This window comes from Kutzneria sp. NPDC051319, assembly GCF_040682195.1.
Classification (GTDB): domain Bacteria; phylum Actinomycetota; class Actinomycetes; order Mycobacteriales; family Pseudonocardiaceae; genus Kutzneria.
Map to the genome: position 1 here is coordinate 217,494 of NZ_JBFBAM010000004.1, position 22,415 is coordinate 239,908.

Annotated in this window: 22 protein-coding genes; 14 read left to right on the plus strand and 8 right to left on the minus strand. The window is 69.9% G+C overall.

Annotated features, from left to right (window positions below; all coding sequences use genetic code 11):
- Positions 1-68: 68 nt before the first annotated feature.
- Positions 69-875 carry an MBL fold metallo-hydrolase gene (locus AB0M73_RS05820; protein ID WP_363887325.1) on the plus strand — a complete coding sequence of 269 codons (807 nt, stop codon included), beginning with the start codon at positions 69-71 and terminating at the stop codon, positions 873-875.
- Positions 872-1,258 carry a nuclear transport factor 2 family protein gene (locus AB0M73_RS05825; protein ID WP_363887328.1) on the plus strand — a complete coding sequence of 129 codons (387 nt, stop codon included), beginning with the start codon at positions 872-874 and terminating at the stop codon, positions 1,256-1,258. Before AB0M73_RS05820 ends, AB0M73_RS05825 begins: the two co-directional genes overlap by 4 nt.
- A 35-nt stretch (positions 1,259-1,293) precedes the next feature.
- Here the strand turns inward: AB0M73_RS05825 and AB0M73_RS05830 are convergent, their stop codons facing one another.
- On the minus strand, positions 1,294-2,172 hold the full coding sequence (locus AB0M73_RS05830; RefSeq protein WP_363887330.1) for a hypothetical protein: 879 nt from the start codon (positions 2,170-2,172) through the stop codon (positions 1,294-1,296).
- Between the two features lie 149 nt (positions 2,173-2,321).
- Between AB0M73_RS05830 and AB0M73_RS05835 the strand changes: the two genes are divergently transcribed.
- Genes AB0M73_RS05835 through AB0M73_RS05850 form a run of 4 tightly spaced genes read left to right on the plus strand, consistent with a single transcriptional unit; the run spans position 2,322 to position 8,333 of the window.
- Positions 2,322-2,918, plus strand: coding sequence for a TIR domain-containing protein (locus tag AB0M73_RS05835; RefSeq protein WP_363887333.1), 597 nt, complete (start codon positions 2,322-2,324; stop codon positions 2,916-2,918).
- Complete coding sequence (locus tag AB0M73_RS05840) at positions 2,915-4,510, plus strand: AAA family ATPase (protein WP_363887336.1); 1,596 nt, start codon at positions 2,915-2,917, stop codon at positions 4,508-4,510. The genes AB0M73_RS05835 and AB0M73_RS05840 overlap by 4 nt, the downstream gene beginning before the upstream one ends.
- 11 nt (positions 4,511-4,521) lie before the next feature.
- Positions 4,522-5,130, plus strand: a complete 609-nt coding sequence (locus AB0M73_RS05845; RefSeq protein WP_363887338.1) for a hypothetical protein — start codon at positions 4,522-4,524, stop codon at positions 5,128-5,130.
- Positions 5,127-8,333 (plus strand): DUF87 domain-containing protein, encoded by a 3,207-nt coding sequence (locus AB0M73_RS05850; protein ID WP_363887340.1) that lies wholly within the window; start codon positions 5,127-5,129, stop codon positions 8,331-8,333. Before AB0M73_RS05845 ends, AB0M73_RS05850 begins: the two co-directional genes overlap by 4 nt.
- A 40-nt stretch (positions 8,334-8,373) precedes the next feature.
- On the opposite strand, the gene AB0M73_RS05855 is transcribed toward AB0M73_RS05850, so the two are convergent.
- Positions 8,374-9,231: a hypothetical protein gene (locus AB0M73_RS05855; protein WP_363887342.1), complete on the minus strand. Its 858-nt coding sequence runs from the start codon at positions 9,229-9,231 to the stop codon at positions 8,374-8,376.
- Between the two features lie 225 nt (positions 9,232-9,456).
- Between AB0M73_RS05855 and AB0M73_RS05860 the strand changes: the two genes are divergently transcribed.
- Both AB0M73_RS05860 and AB0M73_RS05865 read left to right on the plus strand, forming a co-directional pair.
- Positions 9,457-9,636, plus strand: a complete 180-nt coding sequence (locus tag AB0M73_RS05860) for a hypothetical protein (RefSeq protein ID WP_363887345.1) — start codon at positions 9,457-9,459, stop codon at positions 9,634-9,636.
- An 81-nt stretch (positions 9,637-9,717) separates the two neighbouring features.
- Positions 9,718-10,905 (plus strand): helix-turn-helix transcriptional regulator, encoded by a 1,188-nt coding sequence (locus AB0M73_RS05865; protein ID WP_363887348.1) that lies wholly within the window; start codon positions 9,718-9,720, stop codon positions 10,903-10,905.
- Here the strand turns inward: AB0M73_RS05865 and AB0M73_RS05870 are convergent.
- Entirely contained in the window at positions 10,902-13,751 is a 2,850-nt protein-coding gene (locus AB0M73_RS05870) for a tetratricopeptide repeat protein (RefSeq protein WP_363887350.1), read from the minus strand. The two genes, AB0M73_RS05865 and AB0M73_RS05870, sit on opposite strands and share 4 nt — an antisense overlap.
- Positions 13,752-13,933: 182 nt before the next feature.
- On the opposite strand from AB0M73_RS05870, the gene AB0M73_RS05875 reads away from it, so the two are divergent.
- The 4 genes from AB0M73_RS05875 to AB0M73_RS05890 all read left to right on the plus strand — a co-directional run bounded on the left by AB0M73_RS05875 (position 13,934) and on the right by AB0M73_RS05890 (position 17,287).
- The gene (locus AB0M73_RS05875) at positions 13,934-14,509 is read left to right on the plus strand and encodes a hypothetical protein (protein WP_363887353.1); all 576 of its coding nucleotides are present in this window, start codon (positions 13,934-13,936) and stop codon (positions 14,507-14,509) included.
- Entirely contained in the window at positions 14,481-15,368 is an 888-nt protein-coding gene (locus tag AB0M73_RS05880) for a hypothetical protein (protein WP_363887355.1), read from the plus strand. The genes AB0M73_RS05875 and AB0M73_RS05880 overlap by 29 nt, the downstream gene beginning before the upstream one ends.
- Positions 15,369-15,460: 92 nt before the next feature.
- Entirely contained in the window at positions 15,461-16,333 is an 873-nt protein-coding gene (locus AB0M73_RS05885) for an exodeoxyribonuclease III (protein WP_363887357.1), read from the plus strand.
- A gap of 81 nt (positions 16,334-16,414) precedes the next feature.
- Positions 16,415-17,287, plus strand: coding sequence for a serine/threonine-protein kinase (locus AB0M73_RS05890; RefSeq protein ID WP_363887359.1), 873 nt, complete (start codon positions 16,415-16,417; stop codon positions 17,285-17,287).
- On the opposite strand, the gene AB0M73_RS05895 is transcribed toward AB0M73_RS05890, so the two are convergent.
- On the minus strand, positions 17,265-17,693 hold the full coding sequence (locus AB0M73_RS05895) for a Rid family hydrolase (protein ID WP_363887360.1): 429 nt from the start codon (positions 17,691-17,693) through the stop codon (positions 17,265-17,267). The genes AB0M73_RS05890 and AB0M73_RS05895 overlap by 23 nt on opposite strands.
- Positions 17,694-17,778: 85 nt before the next feature.
- Between AB0M73_RS05895 and AB0M73_RS05900 the strand changes: the two genes are divergently transcribed.
- Together AB0M73_RS05900 and AB0M73_RS05905 are read left to right on the plus strand one after the other, a co-directional pair.
- Positions 17,779-18,705, plus strand: coding sequence for a helix-turn-helix domain-containing protein (locus tag AB0M73_RS05900; protein ID WP_363887362.1), 927 nt, complete (start codon positions 17,779-17,781; stop codon positions 18,703-18,705).
- A 42-nt stretch (positions 18,706-18,747) separates the two neighbouring features.
- Positions 18,748-19,233, plus strand: coding sequence for a methylated-DNA--[protein]-cysteine S-methyltransferase (locus tag AB0M73_RS05905; RefSeq protein ID WP_363887363.1), 486 nt, complete (start codon positions 18,748-18,750; stop codon positions 19,231-19,233).
- Here the strand turns inward: AB0M73_RS05905 and AB0M73_RS05910 are convergent.
- From AB0M73_RS05910 to AB0M73_RS05925, 4 genes are all read right to left on the minus strand, one after another.
- A complete protein-coding gene (locus AB0M73_RS05910; protein WP_363887365.1) occupies positions 19,206-19,835 on the minus strand; it encodes a response regulator transcription factor in 630 nt (209 codons plus the stop codon). The two genes, AB0M73_RS05905 and AB0M73_RS05910, sit on opposite strands and share 28 nt — an antisense overlap.
- Positions 19,832-20,902: a histidine kinase gene (locus AB0M73_RS05915; RefSeq protein ID WP_363887367.1), complete on the minus strand. Its 1,071-nt coding sequence runs from the start codon at positions 20,900-20,902 to the stop codon at positions 19,832-19,834. The genes AB0M73_RS05910 and AB0M73_RS05915 overlap by 4 nt, the downstream gene beginning before the upstream one ends.
- Before the next feature lie 134 nt (positions 20,903-21,036).
- Positions 21,037-21,258, minus strand: a complete 222-nt coding sequence (locus AB0M73_RS05920; protein WP_363887369.1) for a hypothetical protein — start codon at positions 21,256-21,258, stop codon at positions 21,037-21,039.
- 79 nt (positions 21,259-21,337) lie between these two features.
- The gene (locus AB0M73_RS05925) at positions 21,338-22,387 is read right to left on the minus strand and encodes a zinc-binding dehydrogenase (protein ID WP_363887372.1); all 1,050 of its coding nucleotides are present in this window, start codon (positions 22,385-22,387) and stop codon (positions 21,338-21,340) included.
- Positions 22,388-22,415: the final 28 nt, after the last annotated feature.

Genomic DNA, 22,415 nt, shown 5'->3' on the forward strand with positions numbered 1-22,415 from the left:
CTTCCTCAGGGAAATATCTGACGCGTCAGAATCTGTTGAGTCAGGTGTCAGGTCACGAGGAGGGCACCATGAGCACACTCGACTACAAGATCCTGGATCTCGACTTCCCGGTCGGCAGCCGGAACAAGACCGCCACCCTGGTCACCGGCGAGCACGACGCGATGCTGGTCGACGCCGGCTTCACGAGGGCCGACGGGCACCGCCTGGTGGCCGAGATCCTCGACTCGGGCAAGCGGCTGACCACGGTGTTCGTCAGTCATGGCGACCCCGACTTCTACTTCGGGGCCGAGGTCGTCGCCGATGCCTTCCCGGAGGCCGAATTCGTGGCGACGCCGCCGGTGATCGAGCACATCCGACACAGCTATGAGGGCAAGCTCGTGGCCTGGGCCCATGTCGGCGCGAACCTGCCGACCCAACTGGTCGACATCAAGCCGCTGACCGGGGACCTGGAGCTGGAGGGCAAGTGCTTTCAGCTGCGCGGCGGCCCGGCCGAACTGGCCGACCGGCACTACCTGTGGCAGCCGGAGGACGGCGTGATTCTCGGCGGAGTCCTTTTGTTCCAACGGGAACACGTGTGGGTGGCCGACACTCCGAAGCCGTCGCAGCGCGCCGCCTGGATCCAGCTGCTGGACGAGATGGCGTCGCTGGACGCCCAGTTGGTCGTGCCGGGGCACCGTCTGCCGGACGCGCCCGCGGACGTCACGGCGATCTCCGCGACCCGCGAGTACCTCGTCACGTTCGAGCGGGAGCTGGCGGCGGCCGCCGACGGCGCTGCCCTGACCGAGGTTCTGACCAGCCGTTACCCCGAGCACGGCATGCTGATCGCGGCGCAGCTCGGCCCGAAGGTGGCCAAGGGCGAAATGAGCTGGGGGTGAGCGCCGCGGAGGTTGTGCGGCGCCAGTACCTGGCCTCGGCCGCCGGCGACCTGGCGGCGCTGCGGGACACCCTCGCACCGGACGTGGAGTGGACCGAGATGGCCGGTTTCCCTTTGGCCGGAACGTATCGCACGCCCGAGGGCGTGACCGCCAACGTGATGGAGAAGCTCGCCGCCGACTGGGACGGCTGGACCGCCCACGACGACACCTACGTCGTCGACGGCGAGAACGTCGTGGTGTTGGCCCGCTACACGGCCACCAACAAGGCCACCGGCAAGGCGATCAACGTCCGCGTCGCCCACCACTTCGTGGTGCGTGGCGGCAAGATCGTGCGCTTCGAGCAGTTCGTCGACACCGCCAAGGTTCTCGCGGCGATGTCGTGACCAGGCGGCGGGCTTCGGCCCGCCGCCCCGTGCCGTCACATCGCCGACGCCTCGGCGTAGACCTCCTTCGCCGCGTCACCCATGGTCGGGCCCTCCAGGTTGGTGGTGTGCAGGTCGTCGTCCAACCCGCCCCGGCTCACCACCGAGAAGATCGTGCCGGTCCGGCCGTCGAAGTCGGCCAGGTAGGGGCCGCCGCTCGAGCCGCCCGCCATGTCGCACGGCGTCTGCCAGCCATCGCCGGCCCCGTTGTTGAAGAACGTCGCCGTCACCGTGCAGCGCATCAGAAACTCCCCGCGCGCCAGCGTCGACCCCGAGTATCCGAGCATGTTCGCCGGCCCCGTCGGCTTGGTGTTGAAGGCAATCCGCTGCGTGCCCGTCGCGTCGGCCACATGCTTGCCGCGCTGCGTTGCCAGCACCACCATCGCCATGTCGTACGGCATCAGGTAGTGCTCCGCCGGCGCCACGAACGCCCGCGCCGCGAACACCCCCTTCGGCGCCCGGCCGCGGTCATAGGCCGGCACGAACACGATGTTCTTGGCCTTGATCTCCGTGTCGTTCCTGGTGAACCCCGGGTGCACACAGTGCGACGCCGTCACCACCGTGTCCCGGTTCACGCTCGGCACCGCCGTCGCCGTGCACCAACTGTCGCCGCCCGGCTCCTCCGTGAAGAAGAACCGCCCCACCCCCTTCGGCGCTGCCCCCACCCACGGCTTCGCCAGCCGCTCCGGCGGCACGTTCGCGTCCTGCCCCACCGCCGCCATCCGCTCCGGCGTCCAGTACGTCAACGCCGCCGCCTGATCCGCCGCCGTCACCGTGTCCACCACCGGCCCCGGCGCCGTGTCCGCCACCGCCGCCGGCGCCCCCACCGTCGCCACCGTCACAAAAACGAGCACCGCTCGTGAGAACCTACGCATGGCCCTTAGGACGCGCCACCCGCCGACAGGTTGCACTCCCGCTTTTCAGCGACAATGCCCACTTTTTGTCAACTTCCCGCCCATTAATGCCGTAAATGACCACTTTTATGCCTGTTTTCGACGCTCGATCCGTGCCTATTATGGGTCGCGTGTCCGGCTACGAGTACGACATATTCATCAGCTACAGCCGTCACGGCAGCGCCCGCGAATGGATGCAGAACCACTTCCTTCCGGCGTTGAACGTCTGCCTGGCCGACGAGATCGCCCCGACCCCGATGATCTATGTCGACTACACCATGCCGAAGGCGGTCGACTGGCCATCGAGCCTGCAACGCGCTCTCCAGCGCAGCAAGATCATGGTCCAGGTGCTGGCGCCGCACTACTTCCAGTCGCAGTGGTGCATGGCGGAATGGCACAGCATGCGCGAACGGCAGCGGATGCTCGGCCTGACCACGGTGGAGATTCCGCAGGGATTGATCTGCTCGGTTCTCTATGCAGACTCGCAGAACTTCCCGCCTGACGGGAGAAACGTCTCGTGGTGGGATTTCAAGAAGTTCGCGGTTCCGTTTCCCGCGTTCCGCAAGAGCGAGGACTACGTGCCCTTCTTCGCGATGGTTCGCGCGCTGGCGGCCGACATCGTGGAGCTGCTGAAGCAGGTGCCTGACTGGCAACCCGACTGGCCGATCATCGAGATGCCGAGTCCGGTCCTCATGCCGCCGGCGAAGTTGCCCAGGTTCGGCCGATGACCGGCACCGTCGTCACCTTCTACTCGTACAAGGGCGGGGTGGGCCGCAGTTCGACACTGGCCAACGTCGCGGTGCTACTCGCGCGTTGGGGCTACCGCGTGCTTGCCATCGACTGGGACCTGGAGGCTCCAGGCCTGCATCACTACTTCGAGAAGGTCATGGTCGACCCGCCGGAGGGCGGTGTGATCGACCTGGCCTCCGACTTCCTCGCCGGCAAGCCGACTCCTGGCGCGCACGCGGTCCAGCTCGATGTCGAAGGCAGCCTGGCCTTGCTGGCGGCGGGCCGCGTCGATCGCAACTACGCGGAGCGGGTGCAGGCCGTGGACTGGGCGGACCTGTACGACCGGGGGTTCGCGACATTCCTGGAACGGTGCCGCGAGCAGTGGACCGCCGACCATGACTTCGTGCTGATCGACAGCCGTACCGGCATCTCCGACACCGCCGGGATCTGCACCGCGCATCTGCCTGACCAACTCGTCGTGGTGTTCACCGCCAACGAGCAGAACCTCAGAGATGTAGTGGACATTGCGGAGCGAGCCGATCGCGCCCGGGACGCGATGCCCTATGACCGGCCGAAGCACCTGGTGCTCCCCGTCCTGTCCCGACTGGACAACCGGGTCGAGTACGAGCGCGCCGAGTTCTGGCAGAGCAGGTGCGCCGGTGTCGTCAAGCCACTGTTCAGCAACTGGCTGGCCAAGCCGATGTCCGATGACGCGATGCTCCGGCATCTCACGCTGCCGTATGTCTCCTACTGGAGTTTCGGCGAGCAACTGGCCACGCTTGAGGAGCTGACCCCGTCGGCTGACCAGCTCTCCTACGCGCTGGAGACTGTCGCGGCCGTCATCGCGCAGCATTTCGACCGCACCGACCTGTTGGCCGACAACCGGGACGCCTACGTGGCCGAGGCACGGGCCAACCACGACGAGTTCGACCTGGATCTGCTGGTCTCCAGCCCCCGTTCCGCCGCCAACGATGCCGCCGAGCTGGTGGACAAGCTGATCCGGCTGGGGTTGCGGGCCGATCAGTCGCTGTCCGGGCTGCCGGAGTTCCTCGACCGGTCGCCGCTGTTCGCCAAGCACCTGTGCCTGGTGGTGGACGGCGAGGTGACTCGCTGGCAGGTCAACGAGGCCGAGCACTTCCTGCGCCAGACCCTTGCCCCGGGGGACGGGCAGCGCCAGCTGTTCCTCGTGCTGACCCGCGGCGGCGACCGTGAAAGCCTGCCGGGCTTCCTGCGCAACCTGCGGCCGCTGAAATTGGGGCCGGGCGTGGCCCGGGAGTTGTACGAGCTGATCACCGCCTCGCAGGACATCGCCAACCCCGATCGTGAAGCCCTGCGGGAGGCCGCGGCGGCGCTGCGGAACCTGCCTACGCAGCTTCCCTACTCCGGCCGGCTGGCACTGGTCGGCGAGACGGTCGCCGGCATGACCGGCGCCCTCAACTCCGGCGATCTGGCTCTGCTGCACGACCTTTCCGTCGACCTCGAACTGCTCAGCAAGACCCGTGGACGGGCCCATTCCGTCGCGCTGCCCGCGGAGCTCTCGGCCGAGGTTCGCGCGCTGCTCGACCGGATCGACCGCCGACTCACCGTCTGAAAGGTGTTGTTATGCCGGAGAAGTACAAAGCCGCCGAACAGGCGACGCTGTTCGCCCTGATGCTGGCCCGCCGGCCGGTGGGTAACCCGGACCTGCGGAAGGACTACAAGATCGAGCTGCCCAAGCCCGGCCGGGACCGGCTGAACAAGGACGGTCTGATCAGGACCTGGACGGTCAAGCGGCGACTGGTCCACCAGATCACCGACGACGGCATCACCTGGTGCGTCAAGGAGCTGGGCGTCGTCGAGGCGCCGGACCGGTCGGGTCCGCTGCCCCGCATGGTGTTCGAGGTGATGCGCAGCCTGCCGCAGTACCTGAAGTGGCGGGACATCGACTTCGTCGACGTGATCAACCGGGGCAGTCTGGAGGCCGTGATCCGCGAGGCCCATCAGGACCTGTTGGAACCGGCCCAGGATTGGGTCCGGCTGGCCCGGCTCCGGCCGCGGCTCGACGACGTGGACCGGTCCGAGGTCGACGACCTGTTCCTGAAGATGATCAAAACGGGCCTGGTGCACTTCGCGCCCGACTCCAACACCAAAGCGCTCACCGAGGTCGACCACGCGGCGGCGATCCGGGTCGGCGGCGAGGACAAGCACCTCATGGCGATCGAGGAACTATGACCGAGAAGCAGCGACGGGCGTTGGCGGCGGTCCGGTTCAACTCCGTCGAGACGCCGGACGACGTCTGGCACACCTCACCCTCCCATGTGGACGGTTTGCACGTGCGGGCCGAGGACCGTATCCGGGCCACCGTCATGGAGGCCAAGCACAGCAACGGCGGCAGCCCGGTCGGCTTGGTGCTCCAGGGGGAGAAGGGGGTCGGCAAGACCCATCTGCTGGGCACGGCCCGTCGCATCGTGCAGCGCGAGGGCGGCTACTTCTTCATGGTCGAGCTGACCACCGGCAAAGGCTTTTGGGACGATCTGGCCGAGGCCATGCGCAGCGAGCTCCGCCAGCGCGGCGACGACGGCGAGCTCCAGATCGCTACCCTGCTCAAGCAGCTGTGCGCCAAGGCCGGCGTGCCGGACCAGGTGTCGAAGCCCCTGCTGAACAAGACGGCGCTGACCGCGGACAGCCTCCGCGAACTGGTTCGCCACCTGCGCAAGGTGGACGAGCGGATCGCGGTGGAGTGCTCTGACATCATCCGCATGCTGGCGCTGTACGCGTCCGAGCACTTCGACGTCGGGTCGGCGTACCTGAAGGGGCTGGCCGAGGACGACGACGAGCAGCGCTGGGGCATCAGGGCGACGCCGCACGAGTCGCGGACCCTCGTGCGTGACATCTCCCGCGTCCTCTCGCTGACCGGTCCGTGCATCATCGCCATCGACCAGTTGGACACCCTGGTGAACCAGGGGTTGGGCGCGGCCGGCGAGCGGGTGACCAACCCGGAGCTGGTCCAGGAGATCGCGCTGATCTCCGACGCCCTGATGCAGCTGCGCCAGACCACGCGGCGGACGCTGTCCATTGTGGCCTGTCTGCCCGACACGTGGCGGATGCTGGAGTCCATCGCCAGCGACTCCGTGCGGGATCGGTTCACCAAGACGCCGTTCCTGGGCTCGATCAGCGATCCGGGGTTGGGCCGGACGCTCGTGGAGAAGTGGCTGGCGGTGATCTACGAGCGGGAGCGCTTCACCGCGCCGCATCCGACCTGGCCGGTGGCGGCGAGCGCGTTCGGCGGATCGTGGACCGCTTACACTCCGCGGCAACTGCTCGTGCGGATCCATGCGCACGCCGAGGCCTGTATGTACGGGGATATCCGCGAGCTGACCTCCTTCGAGGACAAGCCGGTCGAGGCGCCGGTTCGGGCCGGACCGCCGGCCGAGTACCTCCAGGAGTACGACACCGGCTTCCAGAAGCTGCGCGAGCGGGCGGCCGTCACCATCGACGATCTCAAACAGCATAACGAGAACGACGTGATGCCCGCGCTGTTGATGGCCGGGCTGAAGGCCTGGGTCAACGAGGTCGGCAACGACGCCATGGAGTGGGAGGTGGACATCGCCGACGGCAGCGCGCTGCACGCCGGCCTGCGGCGCACGGTCCACGAGCGCCTCGATGTCAAGGAGTTCTGGAGCTTCCGGTTCATCGCGAGCAGCCATGGCAACCGGGTGTTGCGCCGGGTGCGGGGCGCACGGGACGCGGCCCAGGTCCGCCTGGGCGTGAGCAACCGGCACCTGGTGTTGATCCAGAACGGCACGGACGGCTGGAGCGGCGACAAGACCAAGGCCGAGGTGGCCGAGGTGGAAGCGGCGGGCGGTCGCCAGATCAAGATCTCCGACGACGACCTGAAGACGCTGAGCGCGCTCAAGGTCATGCTGGCCGAGCACACGCCGCAGCTGTTCGCGTGGATGGTGGCGCGCAAGCCGGTGAGCACGACGACGTTTCTGCGGGAGATATTGCCGGAGCAAGGGTCGGGGGCGGCGACGCGGCGGGAGACGCGGCCGCCGCCGGCGACCCCCGTGGCCAGCGCGGTGCAGGTCGCGCCGGCGGAACAGGCGACGCCGGATGGGCAAGCCGATGCGCAGGAGCAGGCCGCCCCGGCAGGGCCGGTCGATGCGGCGAAGCCGGAGCCGGCTTGGCCGACAGCAGAGCCGGAAGTGGCTGAGAGCCCGTCCGACGCGCCGGCGGAGATTGTGCTGGACTCGGTGCGGATCGAGCTGGAGTCGTTGCGGAAGCACGTGATGATCTTCGCGGGATCGGGGAGCGGGAAGACGGTGCTGCTGCGCAGGATCGTCGAGGAGTGTGCGCTGCGCGGGGTGTCGGCGATCGTGCTGGACCCGAACAACGATCTGGCGAGGATGGGGGATGCCTGGCCGGAGAGGCCGGAAGGGTGGGGGGAAGGGGATGGAGAGAGGGCGAAGGAGTACCTGGCGAACACCGAGGTGGTGGTGTGGACGCCGGGAAGGGCGGGCGGAAGGCCGCTGAGTTTTCAACCGCTGCCTGACTTCGACAGCGTCCGGGAGGACGTGGACGAGTTCCAGGCGGCGGTGGAGGCGGCGGTGGCGAGGCTGGTGCCGCATGCGGGGCTGACGGGGGCGTCGAAGGCGGCGCAGCGGGGGAAAGCGGTGCTGAGGGAGGCACTGACGTACTACGCGAGGAGGGGGAACCGGGACCTGGAAGGGTTCGTGGAGACGCTGGCCGAGCTGCCGGAAGGGGTGAGCCAACTCAACACGGGAACGGCGACGGCGGCGGATCTGGCGGAGACGCTGAGGGCGGCGATGGTCAACGACCCGCTGCTGGGCGGGAGCGGCACGCCGACGGATCCGGAGCTGCTGCTGACGCCGTCGCCAGGCAAGCGGGCGCGGGTGTCGGTGATCAGCTTCGTGGGACTGCCGGCAGACGAGCAGCGGCAGGGGTTCGTGAGCCAGTTGCAGCTGGAGGTGTTCGCCTGGGTCAAGCGGAACCCGGCGACGGACCGGCCGCTGGGCGGGCTGATCGTGATGGACGAGGCGCAGACCATTGCGCCGTCCGGGAATCTGACGGCCAGCACGCAGAGCACGATCCTGCTGGCCTCGCAGGCCCGCAAGTACGGGCTGGGGCTGATCCTGGCCACGCAGGCGCCGAAAGGCGTGCACAACCAGGTCGTCGGCAACGCCACGACGCAGTTCTTCGGGCGGCTCAACAGCCCGGCGCAGATCGCGGCGGCGACGGAAATGGCGCGGGCCAAGGGAAGTGGGGTGGCGGACATCTCCCGGCTTGAGCGGGGGCAGTTCTACGCCACGGGGGAGAAGTTCGGGTTCCGCAAGATCAGGACGCCCCTGTGCCTGAGCCACCATCCACCGAGTCCGCTGCGGCTGGAGGAAGTTCTCGACCGGGCGCGCGACTAGCAACGGGTTCCCCACCGGAGGTGGGGAACCCGTTGGCGTTTCATCCCATGGTGGCGGCGAGGACGGTGTTGATTCGCTGCCACAGGGCGGCGAACAGCTCCTCGCGACGGTACGACCGAGGCTCGGCGCCCCGGCCCAACACCGAAAGGTCGTGCAGCTCAAGGACGGCGGCGCCCGCGGAGAGGTCGTAGACGGGCCGGGCCCAGCCGTTGCTGCACGCGCTACCGGCGTCGTGGCGGCCGACGACGAAGTTGACGGTCTCGTCGCCGCCGATGCCGCCGCGCTGAATGTCCAAGGCGTACAAGGTGTCCCCGGCCCGCTCGATACGTACGGAGATCCGGGCGTCGCCGACGTGCGCGGTGCCGGCGAAGCCGCGCCGCGAGAGACCAGGCAGGGCGGCGGCGAACTGCTCGCCCAGGTACCGCATGGCGGCGTCCTGCTCGGCGTAACGGCTGAAGGTCGCCGGAACGGCAGCGGGGGCAACGAATTCCCGGGCCCCGGTGACGATATCCGCGACGGGGGCCGACAAGGACGAAGCCTCGATGCGGGCGGCCAGCGCTTCGGTGAGGCCCTCGGAGTCGCGCAGGTAGGCGATATGCGGGTGCGACAACTCGGCGGGAACCTCAAGAGAGCCGGCCAACACCGGCAGCACGTGCTCGTCCCCGGCCTTGACGGCGCGAAGCATCGCCGCCGCGAAGTCGTCCACGGACGACACGAACGGCACGAAGAACCGCACCCGGGCGTCCGGCAGGTCGCCGCTTTCCTTGTGTGACCACCATTCGTGTGTCTGATCCGGACCGTGCAGCACGGTCAGCCCCCGCTGCCGCCACGCCTCGACCGCCTCCCCGACCGCGTCCCGCTGCTCCTCGGCGAACGACACGGCAACGTCGTAGTCCACTCCAACCTCCTGGTGCTCCGGTTCCGCTGTGTGTGGGCAGGATCCGGACACGGTGTCTACGGGAAGTGGACGACCGGTGGATCCGACCGTTTCCCGTTTCCCATCGCGGTGGGAAACGGTCACCTCATTGTTGCCGCGATCACTCTGACGAATCCTTGATGTGGGCGCCGGAATTCCCGGAAACAACGCCCCGGCAATCACTTTCTCTCGCCAGGAGGATTTGTCATGTCCACTTCTGTGTCCCGTTTGCTCGCCGGCGTCGGTGCGGCCGTGATCGCGTTGTGCATCGTCTTCGGCGCGGCGGCCGGCGGCGTGGTCCACCGCGCCGACGGCAACGACCCGACCCCGCCGCCGCCCACCACGACCAGCGCCAACACCGACGGCGGCAACCCCTGGCACGGCTGATCGCGGACGCCGGCCGCGAACCGGTCGCGGCCGGCGACACCATTGTGGTGTAATCGGAACACGTCGTCAGGGAAGGTGCCCGTGGACGAGTCGTTCGGTGAACTGCTGCGTGAATGCCGAGACGCCGCCGGTCTTTCGATGGGCGAACTGTCCCGGCGGGTCAACTACAGCAAGGGTTATCTGAGCAAGATCGAGAACGACCTCAAGCCGCCGAATCCGACCATGGCCAAACTGTGCGACGCGGCGCTGGAGGCGGGTGGGCGGCTCATCGAGGCCGCCCGCTCGCCGCGGACGCTGGACCGCCGGCAGGTGCTGGCGGCCGGCACGATGGTCGGCATGGCGCTGGCCGCCGGGTCGAGACCGGCCTTCCGCCCGATGCTGGACGACGGCGTGCTGGACGGCATGCGGGCGTCGTTCGAGAACCTCCGCGCCCTGGGCATGCGGACCAGCCCGGTGGTGGTGCTGGATTCGCTCAAGGCCCAGGTCGGCACGGCAACGGCGCTGGCCGTCAACAGCCAGGAGCCGACCAGGTCGAGGCTTCTGCTGCTGGCGGCCAGGATCGCCGAGTACACCGGCTGGATGAGCCAGGAGGCGGGCGACGACCCGGGTGCCCTCGCCTGGACCCGCCGGGCCTCGGAGTTGGCCAAAGCCGGTGGGGACAGCGAGATCGAGAGCTACGCGTTCGTGCGGGAGGCCGGGCTCGCCCTCTACCGGCACGACCCGATGAGCACGATCGACCTGGCCCGGCAAGCACAACGAGTCGGCCACCCCAGCGCCAGAATCCGCGGTCTGGCCCTTCGTCGTGAGGCACAGGGGCATGCGCTCGCCGGCGACCGCTACGCCTGCGACAGCGCCATGGACCGGGCGGTCGAGCTGCTGAGCCAGTCCACATCGGACAATCGTTACCCGGTTCTCGGCTCAACCGCGCCGGATCCGATCGGCCTGGCCCGGGGCTGGGCCCTGTGCGACCTCGGCCGCACCGTCGAGGCGGCCGAGGTCCTGGAGGTGGAGCTGGCCCGACTGCCGGAGGAGTCCCGCCGCAACCGGGCCCGGTTCGGGGCGCGCCGCTCGTTGGCCTACGCCCTGGCCGGCGAGATCGACCAGAGCTGCTTGACGCTGGCCGAGACCCTGGACGACGCCGCCCGCGTCGACTCGGCCACCGTCCGGATGGACCTCAAGGACCTGGCCCGGACGCTCGGCCGCTGGCGCGGGCATCGCACCGTGCGGGAGATCCACCCGTCGCTGAGCCGTGTCCTGCACCGCCATTAACGGCAGGCGCAGTCGAGGTCGGCCCGCTCCACGCGAACGAGTGCGGCCTCCGGCAGCTCCAGCTCGGTGAACAGCGCCGAAGCCGCCCGCCAGTGCCCGACCGCTTCGGCGTGGTTGCCCAAGGTGTGCAGGGTTCGGGCCAGGCCTCGGTTGGCCTGCGCCTGGTAGGACCGGTTTCCCATGCCGGTGGCCAGATCCAGCGCGGCCAGGAACGCCCGGCGCGCGTCAGCCAGCTGACCGGTGGCCAGGGCGGTGGCGCCGCGATCGTGGTACAGCTGGGTGCGCAGGTCGGCGTCGGCGAGATCGGTGGCCACGACCTTGGCTTCCTCCTGGTAGCGAACCGCCTCGGCCAGGCGGCCCTGCCGGCGGTGAACGTTGCCGATGTTGTTGAGGGCGTAGGCGGTGGCCACGCGGTCCTCCACCTCACGGGCGTTCTTGTACGCCTCGGTGTGGCTGGCCATGGCCTCGGGCAGCAGCCCCAACTCCTGTTGCACCGCGCCAAGATTGTTCAAGGCGTGGGCCAGGCCGTCGGCATGGCCGATTTCGCGCAGCATCACCGCAGCGGCCTGTTGTTGGGCCAGCGAGACCCGCTGTCGGCCGCGGAGATGGTTGAGGTAGCCCAACATGCTCAGGGCATGGGCCTGGCCCCGGACGTCCTCGCACTGCCGGTACTTCTCCAGCGCCGCCTCGAAATGCGTGATCGCCGGCTCGTGCTCGCCGAGTTCCATGGTGGGAATGGCGATGGCGCACAGGCTGGCGGCCTCGCCGCGCACGTCCCTGAGTCGCTGCCAGTGCGGCAGCGACTGCTCGGCCAGCGCCCGCGCCTCGACGAGCTTGCCGACGCGGTCGTGCGCGGTGGCCAGCCGCAGCAGCACGTTTGCCTGGCCGTAGTCGCCGACGGCGACCTCCCGGGCCAGCTCCATGGTGTCCAGCCAGTCCTCGAACTGGTTGGTGGTGTTGAAGTAGCGCCAGATCAGCACGGCCAGCCGCCAGGCGTGCTCGGGTAGTCCGTTTGTCGCGGCATAGCGGATCGCGGCGACGAGGTTCCCGCGCTCGGCGGCGATCCACGCCACAGCCTCGTCGGCGTCGGCGAACCTGGGTGCTACGGCCGACAACCTGTCCACGGTCGGCTGCTGGTCGAAGGGGTAGCCGGACTTCATCGCCCTGAGCAACGACACGAGGTAGTAGTCGAGCAGCCGCAGCCAGGCGTCCTTTGTGGATTCCGAGGGTCGGCCGGCCGCGAACTCCTTCACCGGGTCCAGCATCTGATACCGGTCCGGCGCGATCTCCTCCAGCAGACACACCTCGTGCAACGCGTCGAGCAGGAGCTGGGCCAGGGCGACGTCGCTGTCCACCAGCGCCGCCGCGCCCGTCACATGAAGATCCCCGGGCGCGTGGCCGAGCAGGCGGAACGTGTTCTGCTGCTGGGCATCCAACTGCTGATACGACGCCTCGACCGCGGCGGCGCCGCTGGTGGGCAACTGCCGCAACAGGTTTTCCAGCGGCCAACTGTCGTGCCGGCGGAACAGAGCGGCCGCCACCTTGATCTGCATCGGCAGGCACCCGCATCGCTTGACCACCTCGGCGACCTCGGCCGTCTTGCCGCGAATGCGGTGCGCGCCGGCCAAGGCGCGGAACATCGTGACGGCGTCCTCCGGCGGCAGCGGCGAAAGCCGCACCGGCTCGCCGGTGTCCGGATCGCCCATGCGCCGGCTGGTGACGATCGCGAAGCAGCCGGGCGCATCCGGCAGCAGCGACCGCACCTGGTCGGCCGATAAAGCGTTGTCCAGCACAATCAACGTCGCGGTGCCGTAGAGCTGCGACCGGTACAGCGTGACCTTGCCGCCCTCGGTGGACGGGATCTGCTCGGGCGGAATCCCGAGGTCGATCAGCAGCCGGGTCAACGCCTCCGAGGTGGTCATCGGCGGCACATTGGGCGTGAAGCCATTGAGCTGCAACAACAATTGGCCATCCGGGTACCGTGTCCGCAGGCTGTACGCCGCCTCGATCGCCAGGCCGGTCTTGCCGGATTCGGGCGCCCCGCTGATCCACACGGCCGGGCCCCGCGCCCCGGTGATCGCCGCGAGCTCGGCGGTCCGCCCGGTGAACATCGCCGGCCGCGACGGCAGCGAACCGGCGGGCTCGCCGCGCTCGGCCCGGGCGGCCAGATTCCGCAGTTTGGGGCCGGGTTCCATCCCGGAATCGGCCAACGCCACGGTGGTGTCCCGAAAAATACGGATTGCCGCCACCCCGTCGCCGCCGGCCAGCAGCGCCCGCATGAGCAGCTCGGCATGCTTCTGCCGAGCCGGATCGAGCTTCACGACGGGCCGCAGCCGATCCCGCGCCGAGCGGTGATCGCCGGCTGCCAGCTCCAGTTCGGCCAGGTCGCCGACGGCGTCGAAGTACGCGGCGTCCGGCGACACCACCTCGGCGCCGCCGACCCGGTCGATGTCGATGTCCTCCAGGAACGCACCGTGCCGAAGATCCACCGCCGCCCGCAGCAACTCGATCTGCTCACGAGGATCGTTCGTGCGCAACGACTCCTCGCGCAACCGGTCGAACCGCAGGACGTCGAGCTGGTCCGGGTCGATCCTCAGCACGTAGCCGGTCGGCGTGGTGTCGATCGCCACGTCCCCGGCGTCCTGAAAGGCTATCCGCAGCCTCTTGATGTATCCCCGAACAAGGGAGCGACGTTCCGCGATGCCCGGCCACACCGTCTCGGTCAACCGCTCCGGCGACACCGGTTTGTTGGCGTGCAACAGCAACACCACCAACACGAAGCGCTGCTGCTGGTCGCCGAGCGGCACCTGCGCACCTTCGTGCCAGGCCTGCAGTGGGCCCAGCATCCGAAACTCCACGCGGCCTCCCGGCGTCCGAGCCTGATGTGGGGGCACCGGCGGCGCAAGCGCCCGTCCGGGTGCGGCCCCGTCCCCGTTCCGTCCACGATCTCTCGACGCCCGCTCGGCACGCTGCCGCCGTGGAAGCCGATGTGTTGCCCTGCTATGTGGTGTGCGACTGCTCCTCGTCCATGACCGACTACATCGGAGAGCTGCGCGCCGGGTTACGGGAATTCTGTGGCGCCGTGCACGCCGATCCAGTTGCGGCGGCTCGGATTCACGTCTGCGTGATCGGCATGGCGCAGACGCCGACCGTGCTGCAACCCTTGCGCCCGGCGGCCGAACTGATCGACATCGCCGAGCAGAGTCCCTGCGCCACAACGTTCTTCGGGCCTGTGTTCGAGTTGTTGGCCGAACGGATCGAGGCGGACGTGAACGCTCTCAGGCGGGAACGGCGGGCTGCCCTTCGTCCGATCGTGTTCTTCGTGTCGGACGGCCGACCGGCCGACGACACCTGGCCCGCCGCGTTCGCCAGGTTGACGCGGCCCGAGGTGATTGCTTTCGCGGTGGGGGCGGCGGATCCGGACACGCTCGCCCGGATCGGGACGTCCGGGGTGTTCCTCGGCGGGGTGCGCCTGGGGGCCGCGCTGGCCGCGACCGTGCTGCATCCACGCCGTGTCCACTTCTGGTCCACTCGCCCGCCGGACGCTGTCGCCGAGTCCACGGGGAGGCAGGGCGATGAACGGACATCTGGATCTGGTGCGTGAGTTGAAGTCGTTGCGCAAGGGGCGTGGCGTGCATGCGGGGCGGATCGAACGGCGGGTGGGGCCGGCCGTGCGGGCGGCGTGCGAGATCGACGTCGGGGACGGCCCGGTGGCGGTGCGGCGCAAGCTGACCGCCCGGCTGACCGAGCTGATCCAGCAGCTGCCCGAGGACCTGCGGCCGGCCGCGCTGGTGGCGTTCAACCTGGACACCGAGGCCCGGCAGCCGCTCTACCAGCAGCGGGTGGCGGCGGTGGCGGCGCGAATGGACCGTGACGAACGGACGGTCCGGCGTCGCGTCGACGACGCCGTCAACCAGCTGGCCGAGCTGGCCGCCGTCACCGGCGCCCGCGCCGGCGGGTGGCGGACGGCCGCGCTGGCCGTGTCCGTCGCGCTGGACCAGGACCGGCCGGAGGTGCTGGAGCAGCGGCGGATCATCGCCGAGCAGGACGGCCTGCGCGAGCTGGAGCTCGTCGCGCCGATCCCGCTCACCGAGTCCGACGTGCAGGTGCTCTACGGCGGCACGCTCGTGCCGACCGACGGCGGGTTCACCCTCACCCTGCCGGCGCCGGTGTCCAAGGAGGAGCGACACGACGTGGCGGTGCGGTTCCGGCCGTCGACCCGGCAGGCCATGCGGCACCTGCTGTGCGTGCCGAGGCGGCCGTGCGAGCGGTTCGACCTGCGGGTGAGGTTCCGGCAGGACCGCGAGCCGCCGACGGTGTTCGCCCTGCGCGGGGCGCCTCGGGAGAACCCGCTGCACGACGGGCACGAGCAGCCGGTGGACCTCGCCGGGGAGATCCACGTGCGCTTCCACCAGCTGACTCCCGGACTGGCCTATGGCGCTCGCTGGGAGTGGCCGCGCTGAACTGCCACATGCGCTTCCCACTTGCGCCCTGGCGTCAAGTGGGAAGCGCATGTGGCGAAGCCGGGAGGTGATTGTCGGGGGTGGTGGTTACGGTGGTGGTTGTGCGAGTGGCGACGTGGAACGTGAACTCGGTGAAGCAGCGGCTGCCGAGGTTGCTGCCGTGGCTGGACGAGCGGCGGCCGGACGTGGTGTGTCTCCAGGAGACGAAGCTGACCACGGAGGCGTTCACCGAGCTGCTCGGCGAGGACCTGGCCCAACGCGGGTACGAGGCCGCCGTGGCCGGGGAGTCGCGGTGGAACGGGGTCGCGGTGCTGTCCCGGGTCGGCCTCGACGACGTGGTGGTCGGGGTGGCGGGGGCGCCCGGGTTCCCGCATCCGGAGGCGCGGGCGGTTGCCGCCACCTGCGGCGGGGTGCGCGTGCATTCGCTGTACGTGCCGAACGGACGTGAACCGGATTCGGACCATTACCGTTACAAGTTGGAGTGGTTGGCGGCGCTTCGGGACGTGGTGGCCGGCGGCCCGGCGGACGCGGTGGTGTGCGGGGACATCAACATCGCGCCGACGGACGCCGACGTCTTCGACCCCGACGCGTTCGTGGGCCAGACGCACGTGACGCCGCCGGAGCGGGCCGCGTTGCAGCAGCTCCTTGACCTGGGGCTGCACGACGTGGTGCGCGAGAAGTGGCCGACCGAACGCGTGTTCAGCTACTGGGACTACCGGGCCGGCATGTTCCACCAGGACCTGGGCATGCGGATCGACCTGGTGCTGGCCTCGGCGCCGGTGGCCGGGCGGGTGCGGGCGGCCTGGGTGGACCGCCACGCCCGCAAGGGCACCGGGCCCAGCGACCACGCGCCGGTGATCGTGGACCTGGACGAGGCGCCGGACGGGGACATCGGGCCGGTGGTGCCGCCGCCGTCGGCCCGCGGGACGAGCAGGAAAGCGAGGCTGCCACAGGCAAAGAAGTGATCCACACGTCACAACCGGACATCACTGGCCCATCCGGCACCGTATCGTTGACCCGGCTGCCGACTGGGAGAGGTGAACCGGATGAGGCAGCGCCCATACGTGGCGTACCGGCCGTCGAATCAGCCGCTGCCGACCAGGTTCCAGGTCGGCGGCCTGCTGGGGCGCGGCGTCGGCACGGAGGTGTACGAGGCCTACGACGACGACCTGGACCGTGAGGTCGCGGTCAAGCTGTTCCCGGCCGACCTGGACGAGACCGCCTGCCGGCGCATCGCCGACGAGGCCCGGGCGCTGGACCGGCTCAACCACCGGCGGCTGGTCTCGGTGTTCGACGGCGGCATCCACCAGGGCCGGCCGTACCTGGTGATGCAGCTGATCCGCGGCCTCAGCCTCAGCAAGCGTTTGCGCGAGGACGCGATGCTCACCGCCGAGGCCGTGGTGCTGGTCGCGCTGCTGGCCGACGCGCTGGCCCACGTGCACGCGCAGGGCGTAGTCCACCGCGACGTGAAGCCGTCCAACATCCTGCTGGACGAGGAGGGCCTGCCGCACCTGAGCGACTTCGGCATCGCCCTGCTGGCCGGGCAGTCCCGGGTGACCGCCGTCGACGAGGTCATCGGCACCCCCGCCTACCTCGCGCCGGAGCAGATCCTCAGCGGCGCCCTCGGGCCGGCCGTCGACATCTACGCGCTGGGCCTCGTGCTGCTGGAGTGCATCACCGGCCACCGCGAGTACGACGGCCCCAACAAGCTGGAGGCCGCGCTGGCCCGGCTCAGCCGCGACCCGCAGATCCCGGAGGAGCTGCCGGGGCCGCTGGCCGGGCTGCTGCGGGCCATGACCGCCCGCGAGCCGGGCCGCCGCCCGACCGCGCAGCACTGCGTCAACACGCTGTCAGCGCTGGTCGTCGAGGCGGCCGAGCCGGAGACCGAGACGCTGTCTACACCTTGGCGATCAGCTTGATCTCCAGCAGCTGCGGGGGCAGCGCGAGCCGGGTCACGCCGATGATCGTGCTCGCCACCTGCGGCTTCTCCGTGCCGTAGGCCGCCTTGCGCACCGGCCCGGCCGCCGCCATGCCGGCGTCCACGTCCAGCACGTAGATCACCTCTTCGACCACGTTGTCCAGCGACGCCCCGAAGCGGGCCAGCAGCGTCTTGGCGTTGGCGTAGGTCTGGGCCATCTGCTCGGCCATCGGGCGGTAGTCGGTGACGCGGCCCTGCTCGTCCAGCGGCGCCGGGGCCACGAAGTCCGCGCCCTCGTGGGACAGCTGCCCGGAGACGTAGATCGTGTCGCCGCGCCTGATCGCCTGCACGTAGCCGTAGGACTCCTCCCACGGCACCCCGAAGCTCTCCACCTGCGTTGTCGTCATGGTGGGAAACCTAGGATTCACTCATGGCCCCCGACCAGGCCAGACTGTGCCGTAGATGCCAAGGATCGTGCCAGGAGGTGCGTGGATGGTTCGCCGGATCGCGCTCCTCGTGCCGCCTCGGGTGAGCGCCCTGGACTACAGCATCGGCGTCAACATCCTCGGCGATCAGCCCGGGTACTCGGTGCTGTCGGTCGGCGAGCCCGGCGTCGCCTCGGACGACGGCGTGGTGATCGTGCCGTCGCATCCGCTGTCCGCCGCCGACGACGCCGACATGATCGTCGTGCCCGGCTTCGGCGACCCGCATCTCCCGCCGCCCGATTCCTACCTCGACGCCATCGCGCGTGGCCACGCCCGCGGCGCCACCGTCGTCGGCCTCTGCACCGGGACGTTCGGCCTGGCCTTCGCCGGCATCACCACCGACCGCCGGGTCACCACCCACTGGCGGTGGTCCGACCAGTTGCGGGAGTTGTTCCCCGACACCAAGGTCGTCGACAACGTGCTGTTCGTCCAGGACGGCAACCTGTTGACCTCGGCCGGCGCCGGCGCGGCCATCGACCTGTGCCTGCACCTCATCCGCGAGGACTTCGGCGTCGACGCCTCCCACGCCGCCGGCCGGGAGGCCATCGCTTCCCCCGCCCGCCTCGGCCCCCAGCCCCAGTACGTCGATGTCCTCTCCCCACCAGGCGCCGACCTCGCCGCCACCCGCGAGTGGGCCCTCTCCCGCCTGGCCCAGCCCCTCACCGTCGACGCCCTCGCCCGTCACGCCGCCATGTCCCGCCGCACCTTCATCCGCCGCTTCAGCGAGGAATCCGGCCTGCCCCCGATGCGCTGGCTCACCCTCCAGCGCGTCCTCGTCGCCCGCCGCCTGCTGGAGACCTCCGACTGGTCCGTCGACCGCATCGCCGGCGCCGCCGGCATGGGCACCGCCGCCAACTTCCGGGCGATCTTCCGGCGGGAGACCGGTTCCCTGCCCAGCGACTACCGCCGCACCTACCGCGGCCTTGATGGCTGAATCCCGCCAGCCATCGCCTCGCGCGAAGGCCATGCTGGTGTCATGAAGACCATTGTGGACAGCCCCGTGGGGCAGCTGACGCTGGTGGGTGAGGACGGCAAGCTCACCGGCCTGTACATGGACAGCCAGCGGCACCGGCCGGCGGAGGAGACCTTCGGCGAGGTGGTCGAGGGGGCCTTCGGGGACGTGGTGGAGCAGTTGGAGGCGTACTTCAAGGGCGAGCTGGATGTGTTCGACCTGGAGCTTTCGCTGCGGGGGACGGAGTTCCAGCGGACGGTGTGGGCGGCGCTGCGGGAGATCCCCTACGGCGAAACGGTGTCCTACGGCGAGCTGGCGGAGCAGATCGGCAAGCCCAGCGCGTCGAGGGCGGTGGGGCTGGCCAACGGGAAGAACCCGATCGGCATCATCGTGCCCTGCCACCGGGTGGTCGGCGCGGGCGGCGGCCTGACGGGTTACGGCGGTGGCCTGGACCGCAAGCAGTACCTGCTGGCGTTCGAGGCTCAGGGGGCGACGATGCCGCTGCTGTAGGCGTAGCGGATGGCCTCGGGGCGGGTGCGGACGCCGATCTTGGCGAAGAGGTTGTTGATGTGGGTCTTGACGGTGGTCTCGCCGATGAACAGGGCGGCGGCGATGTCGGCGTTGGCGAGGCCGCGGGCGATGAGGGTGAGGACCTCGGCCTCCCGGGCGGTGAGACCGGCGGGCGGCGGGGCGGGCGTGGCGAGGGCGGCGACGAGGCGGCGGGAGACGGCGGCGTCGAAAGTGGACTGACCGGCGGCGACGGCTCGCAGGGCGGCGGTGATCTCGGCGCGGCCGGCGTCCTTGGTGAGGTAGCCGCGGGCGCCGGCCTGCAACGCGGTGGTGATGGACTCGTCGTCGGAGTAGGTGGTGAGCACGACAACGGCGAGGTCCGGGTGAGCGGCAGAGATGCGGCGGGTGGCCTCGACGCCATCCATGACGGGCATGCGAAGGTCCATGAGCACAACGTCGACGGCTACGGAAGTCACTAGTTCCAAGGCTTCCGAGCCGGTGCCGGCGGAGCCGACGACCTCGATGTCGTCGGCGAGGTCGAGCAGGGCGACCAGGCCCTCGCGCATCACCAGTTGGTCGTCGACGACGACAACCCTGATCATTCCGGCACCTCGGCGGTCACGAGCCAGCCCTCTCCCGATCGTCCCGCGGTCAGCGTGCCACCGACGAGGGCGATCCGCTCCCGCATCCCGGTGAGCCCATGCCCGGGAACACCGGTATCGCCGACGAAAGCGTTGTACACCCTCAAACAGACGCTTGAACCGTAGTCGAGCGACACGGAGACGGCCGAGCCGGGGGCGTGCTTGGCGGCGTTGGTCAGCGCTTCCCGAGCGATCCTCAGCAACGCCACGGTGGCGCCGGCCGGCAATGGCCGGACCGTGCCGGTGACGACGAAATCCACCTCCAGACCACGATCCCGCCGACCGTCCTCGATGAGGCCGGACAACGCCTCGTCCAACGCCACGACGTCGGCCCGCAGGGCGGCAACGGCCCGGCGGGCCTCGTCCAGGCCCTCATGAGCCAACAAACGGGCCCGTTGCACCCGGAGCAACCCGCCGTCCAGGTCGCCGCGCTCGGACAACAGCGCCTCGGCGACCTCCAGCTGCACACCCAGGGCGCCAAGGGAATGAGCCAACACGTCGTGCATCTCCCGGGCGATCCGGGCCCGCTCGTCCAACGCGGCGTAGGAAGCGAGCAGCCGGGCCCGCATCTGGTGCTGCCGGGAACTCAACCCGATCAACGCCATGATCAGCAGCACGGCCAGGTCGCCGAACAGGGAAGTAGCGCCCTGGTTCCAGGCCAAGGTCCCGCCGCCGGCGATCACGAACGTCAGACCGAGCACGGCGGCCAGCACCCGGGACGACAGCCGGGGCAGCGAGCACGTGACCGCCAGCCCGACACAGGTGAGCAGCACGGGAGTGCCGTCGGGCGCGGGCCCGATCGCCGCCACCGACACCAGCAGGCAGGCCAGCAGCAGGGCGGTCGCCGTCCGGGGCGAACGGCGGTCGAGCAGCACAAAACCGAGCCAGCAGGCCAGGCCGACGCCGTAGAGCAGCCAGAGCCAGGCCGGTGTCGGCCGCTGCACGGTGGCCAGCGTGATCACGAACACGGCGGTCCCGACCAGGCCGACCACCAGCCACGGGGGACCGATCCGATCGAGCAGTCGCACGAGCATCAGGCTGCCACGTCAGCGGCCCGTCCGCCGCCAGATCAGCGCCAGCACGAAAACCAGCACGATCAACGCGACCACCCCGGCCCCGATCATCAGGAACCGGACCATCAGGAACTCCAGCACGGCGCCCATCAGCGGCGCTCCTTGACCACACGCTCGACGACCATGTTCGCGAGCCCGCCTCGGCGACGGGCCGACTCGCGGATCATCGGCTCGACCATGTCCCGCGCCCGGTCGAGCTTGCCCAGCCGCCGCAGGATCATGGCCACGGCGAACAGCGCGAGCACGACCAACGCGATCACGCCGCCGATAATGGCGAAGCGAATCGCCAGGTACTCCAGGTAGATCTCCATGGCCCGGACGCTACGGAGAGACCCGGGTGGACCAGCACCTCCCGGCGGTGGAGATCGGGGTGGACCGCGCCTCCACTGCTCAGGGCTTCAGCAGCACCCGGATCGGGTGGCCGTCGTGCTCGCGCAGCCGGCGGATGCCCTCCTCGAAGTCCTCCAGCGGCAGCACGGCGCTGACCGACGCGGACAGGTCGAGGCGGCCCCGGGAGACCAGTTCCACCAGGTCGGACAGGTGCTTCATCTTGTAGCCGAGGTGCCCGATGACGGCGTGCCGGCGGCCGAGGAACGAGCCCTCGCGGCCGAGTTCGATGTTCTCGGCGCTGATGCCGACCAGCACGACCTTGCCCCGCTGGCCGAGCACGCCGTTGGCCTGCGCCACCGTGGACGTGCGGCCGACGCAGTCGAACGCCACCCGCAGCCCGCGGCCGTCGGTGATCTCCTTGATCCGGTCCGGGGTGTCCGCGGCCAGCGGGTCCAGCACGAAGTCCGCGCCGAGCGCGAGCGCCCGGTCACGCACGCCGGCCACCGGGTCGAGGCCGATGATCGGCGACGCGCCGGCGAGCCGGGCCAGCTGCACCAGGTGCGAGCCGATGCCGCCCAGCCCCCACACGCCCACCGACTGCGCCATACGAAGATCGGCCGTCTCCAGCGCCCCGTACGGCGTGGCGACGGCGTCGGCCAGCACGGCCGCCTGCTCCATGGGCACGTTGTCCGGCACGGAGATCAGCGACACGCCCGGCGTGACCACGTACTCCGCCCACGCGCCGTCGTACGCGAAGGCCATGACCTCCAGCGCCTCGCAGTCGTCGATCGTGCCGCCGAACACGCACGACCGGCAGCGCCCGCAGGCCCGGCCGGCGGCGATCGCCACGCGGTCCCCGACCTGCCAGTGCCGCACGTCGCTGCCCACCGCCGCGACCGTGCCCGACGCCTCATGGCCCGGCGTGATCGCCGGCAGCTGGGCCGGGATGTGGCCGTCGAACTGGCTCAGGTCGGAGTGGCAGATGCCGCACGCCGCGACCCGCACCACCACCTCGCGCGGCCCCGGGCGCGGCACCGCCACCGTCTCCAGGCTCAGCTTTCCCGACTCGGCGTGGAATCGGACGGCGCGCATGGTCTCGGGCAGGCTCAACGGCGGAATCCCTTCCAGTGCAACGTTT

What these genes read in the sequence shown, in the direction of transcription:
- AB0M73_RS05890 (WP_363887359.1), top strand. Translation starts at nt 16,415, where the DNA reads ATGAGGCAGCGCCCATACGTGGCGTACCGGCCGTCGAATCAGCCGCTG.
- AB0M73_RS05920 (WP_363887369.1), bottom strand. Translation starts at nt 21,258, where the DNA reads ATGGAGATCTACCTGGAGTACCTGGCGATTCGCTTCGCCATTATCGGC.
- AB0M73_RS05870 (WP_363887350.1), bottom strand. Translation starts at nt 13,751, where the DNA reads ATGCTGGGCCCACTGCAGGCCTGGCACGAAGGTGCGCAGGTGCCGCTC.
- AB0M73_RS05895 (WP_363887360.1), bottom strand. Translation starts at nt 17,693, where the DNA reads ATGACGACAACGCAGGTGGAGAGCTTCGGGGTGCCGTGGGAGGAGTCC.
- AB0M73_RS05820 (WP_363887325.1), top strand. Translation starts at nt 69, where the DNA reads ATGAGCACACTCGACTACAAGATCCTGGATCTCGACTTCCCGGTCGGC.
- AB0M73_RS05900 (WP_363887362.1), top strand. Translation starts at nt 17,779, where the DNA reads ATGGTTCGCCGGATCGCGCTCCTCGTGCCGCCTCGGGTGAGCGCCCTG.
- AB0M73_RS05845 (WP_363887338.1), top strand. Translation starts at nt 4,522, where the DNA reads ATGCCGGAGAAGTACAAAGCCGCCGAACAGGCGACGCTGTTCGCCCTG.
- AB0M73_RS05880 (WP_363887355.1), top strand. Translation starts at nt 14,481, where the DNA reads ATGAACGGACATCTGGATCTGGTGCGTGAGTTGAAGTCGTTGCGCAAG.
- AB0M73_RS05910 (WP_363887365.1), bottom strand. Translation starts at nt 19,835, where the DNA reads ATGATCAGGGTTGTCGTCGTCGACGACCAACTGGTGATGCGCGAGGGC.
- AB0M73_RS05830 (WP_363887330.1), bottom strand. Translation starts at nt 2,172, where the DNA reads ATGCGTAGGTTCTCACGAGCGGTGCTCGTTTTTGTGACGGTGGCGACG.
- AB0M73_RS05875 (WP_363887353.1), top strand. Translation starts at nt 13,934, where the DNA reads ATGACCGACTACATCGGAGAGCTGCGCGCCGGGTTACGGGAATTCTGT.
- AB0M73_RS05850 (WP_363887340.1), top strand. Translation starts at nt 5,127, where the DNA reads ATGACCGAGAAGCAGCGACGGGCGTTGGCGGCGGTCCGGTTCAACTCC.
- AB0M73_RS05905 (WP_363887363.1), top strand. Translation starts at nt 18,748, where the DNA reads ATGAAGACCATTGTGGACAGCCCCGTGGGGCAGCTGACGCTGGTGGGT.
- AB0M73_RS05860 (WP_363887345.1), top strand. Translation starts at nt 9,457, where the DNA reads ATGTCCACTTCTGTGTCCCGTTTGCTCGCCGGCGTCGGTGCGGCCGTG.
- AB0M73_RS05840 (WP_363887336.1), top strand. Translation starts at nt 2,915, where the DNA reads ATGACCGGCACCGTCGTCACCTTCTACTCGTACAAGGGCGGGGTGGGC.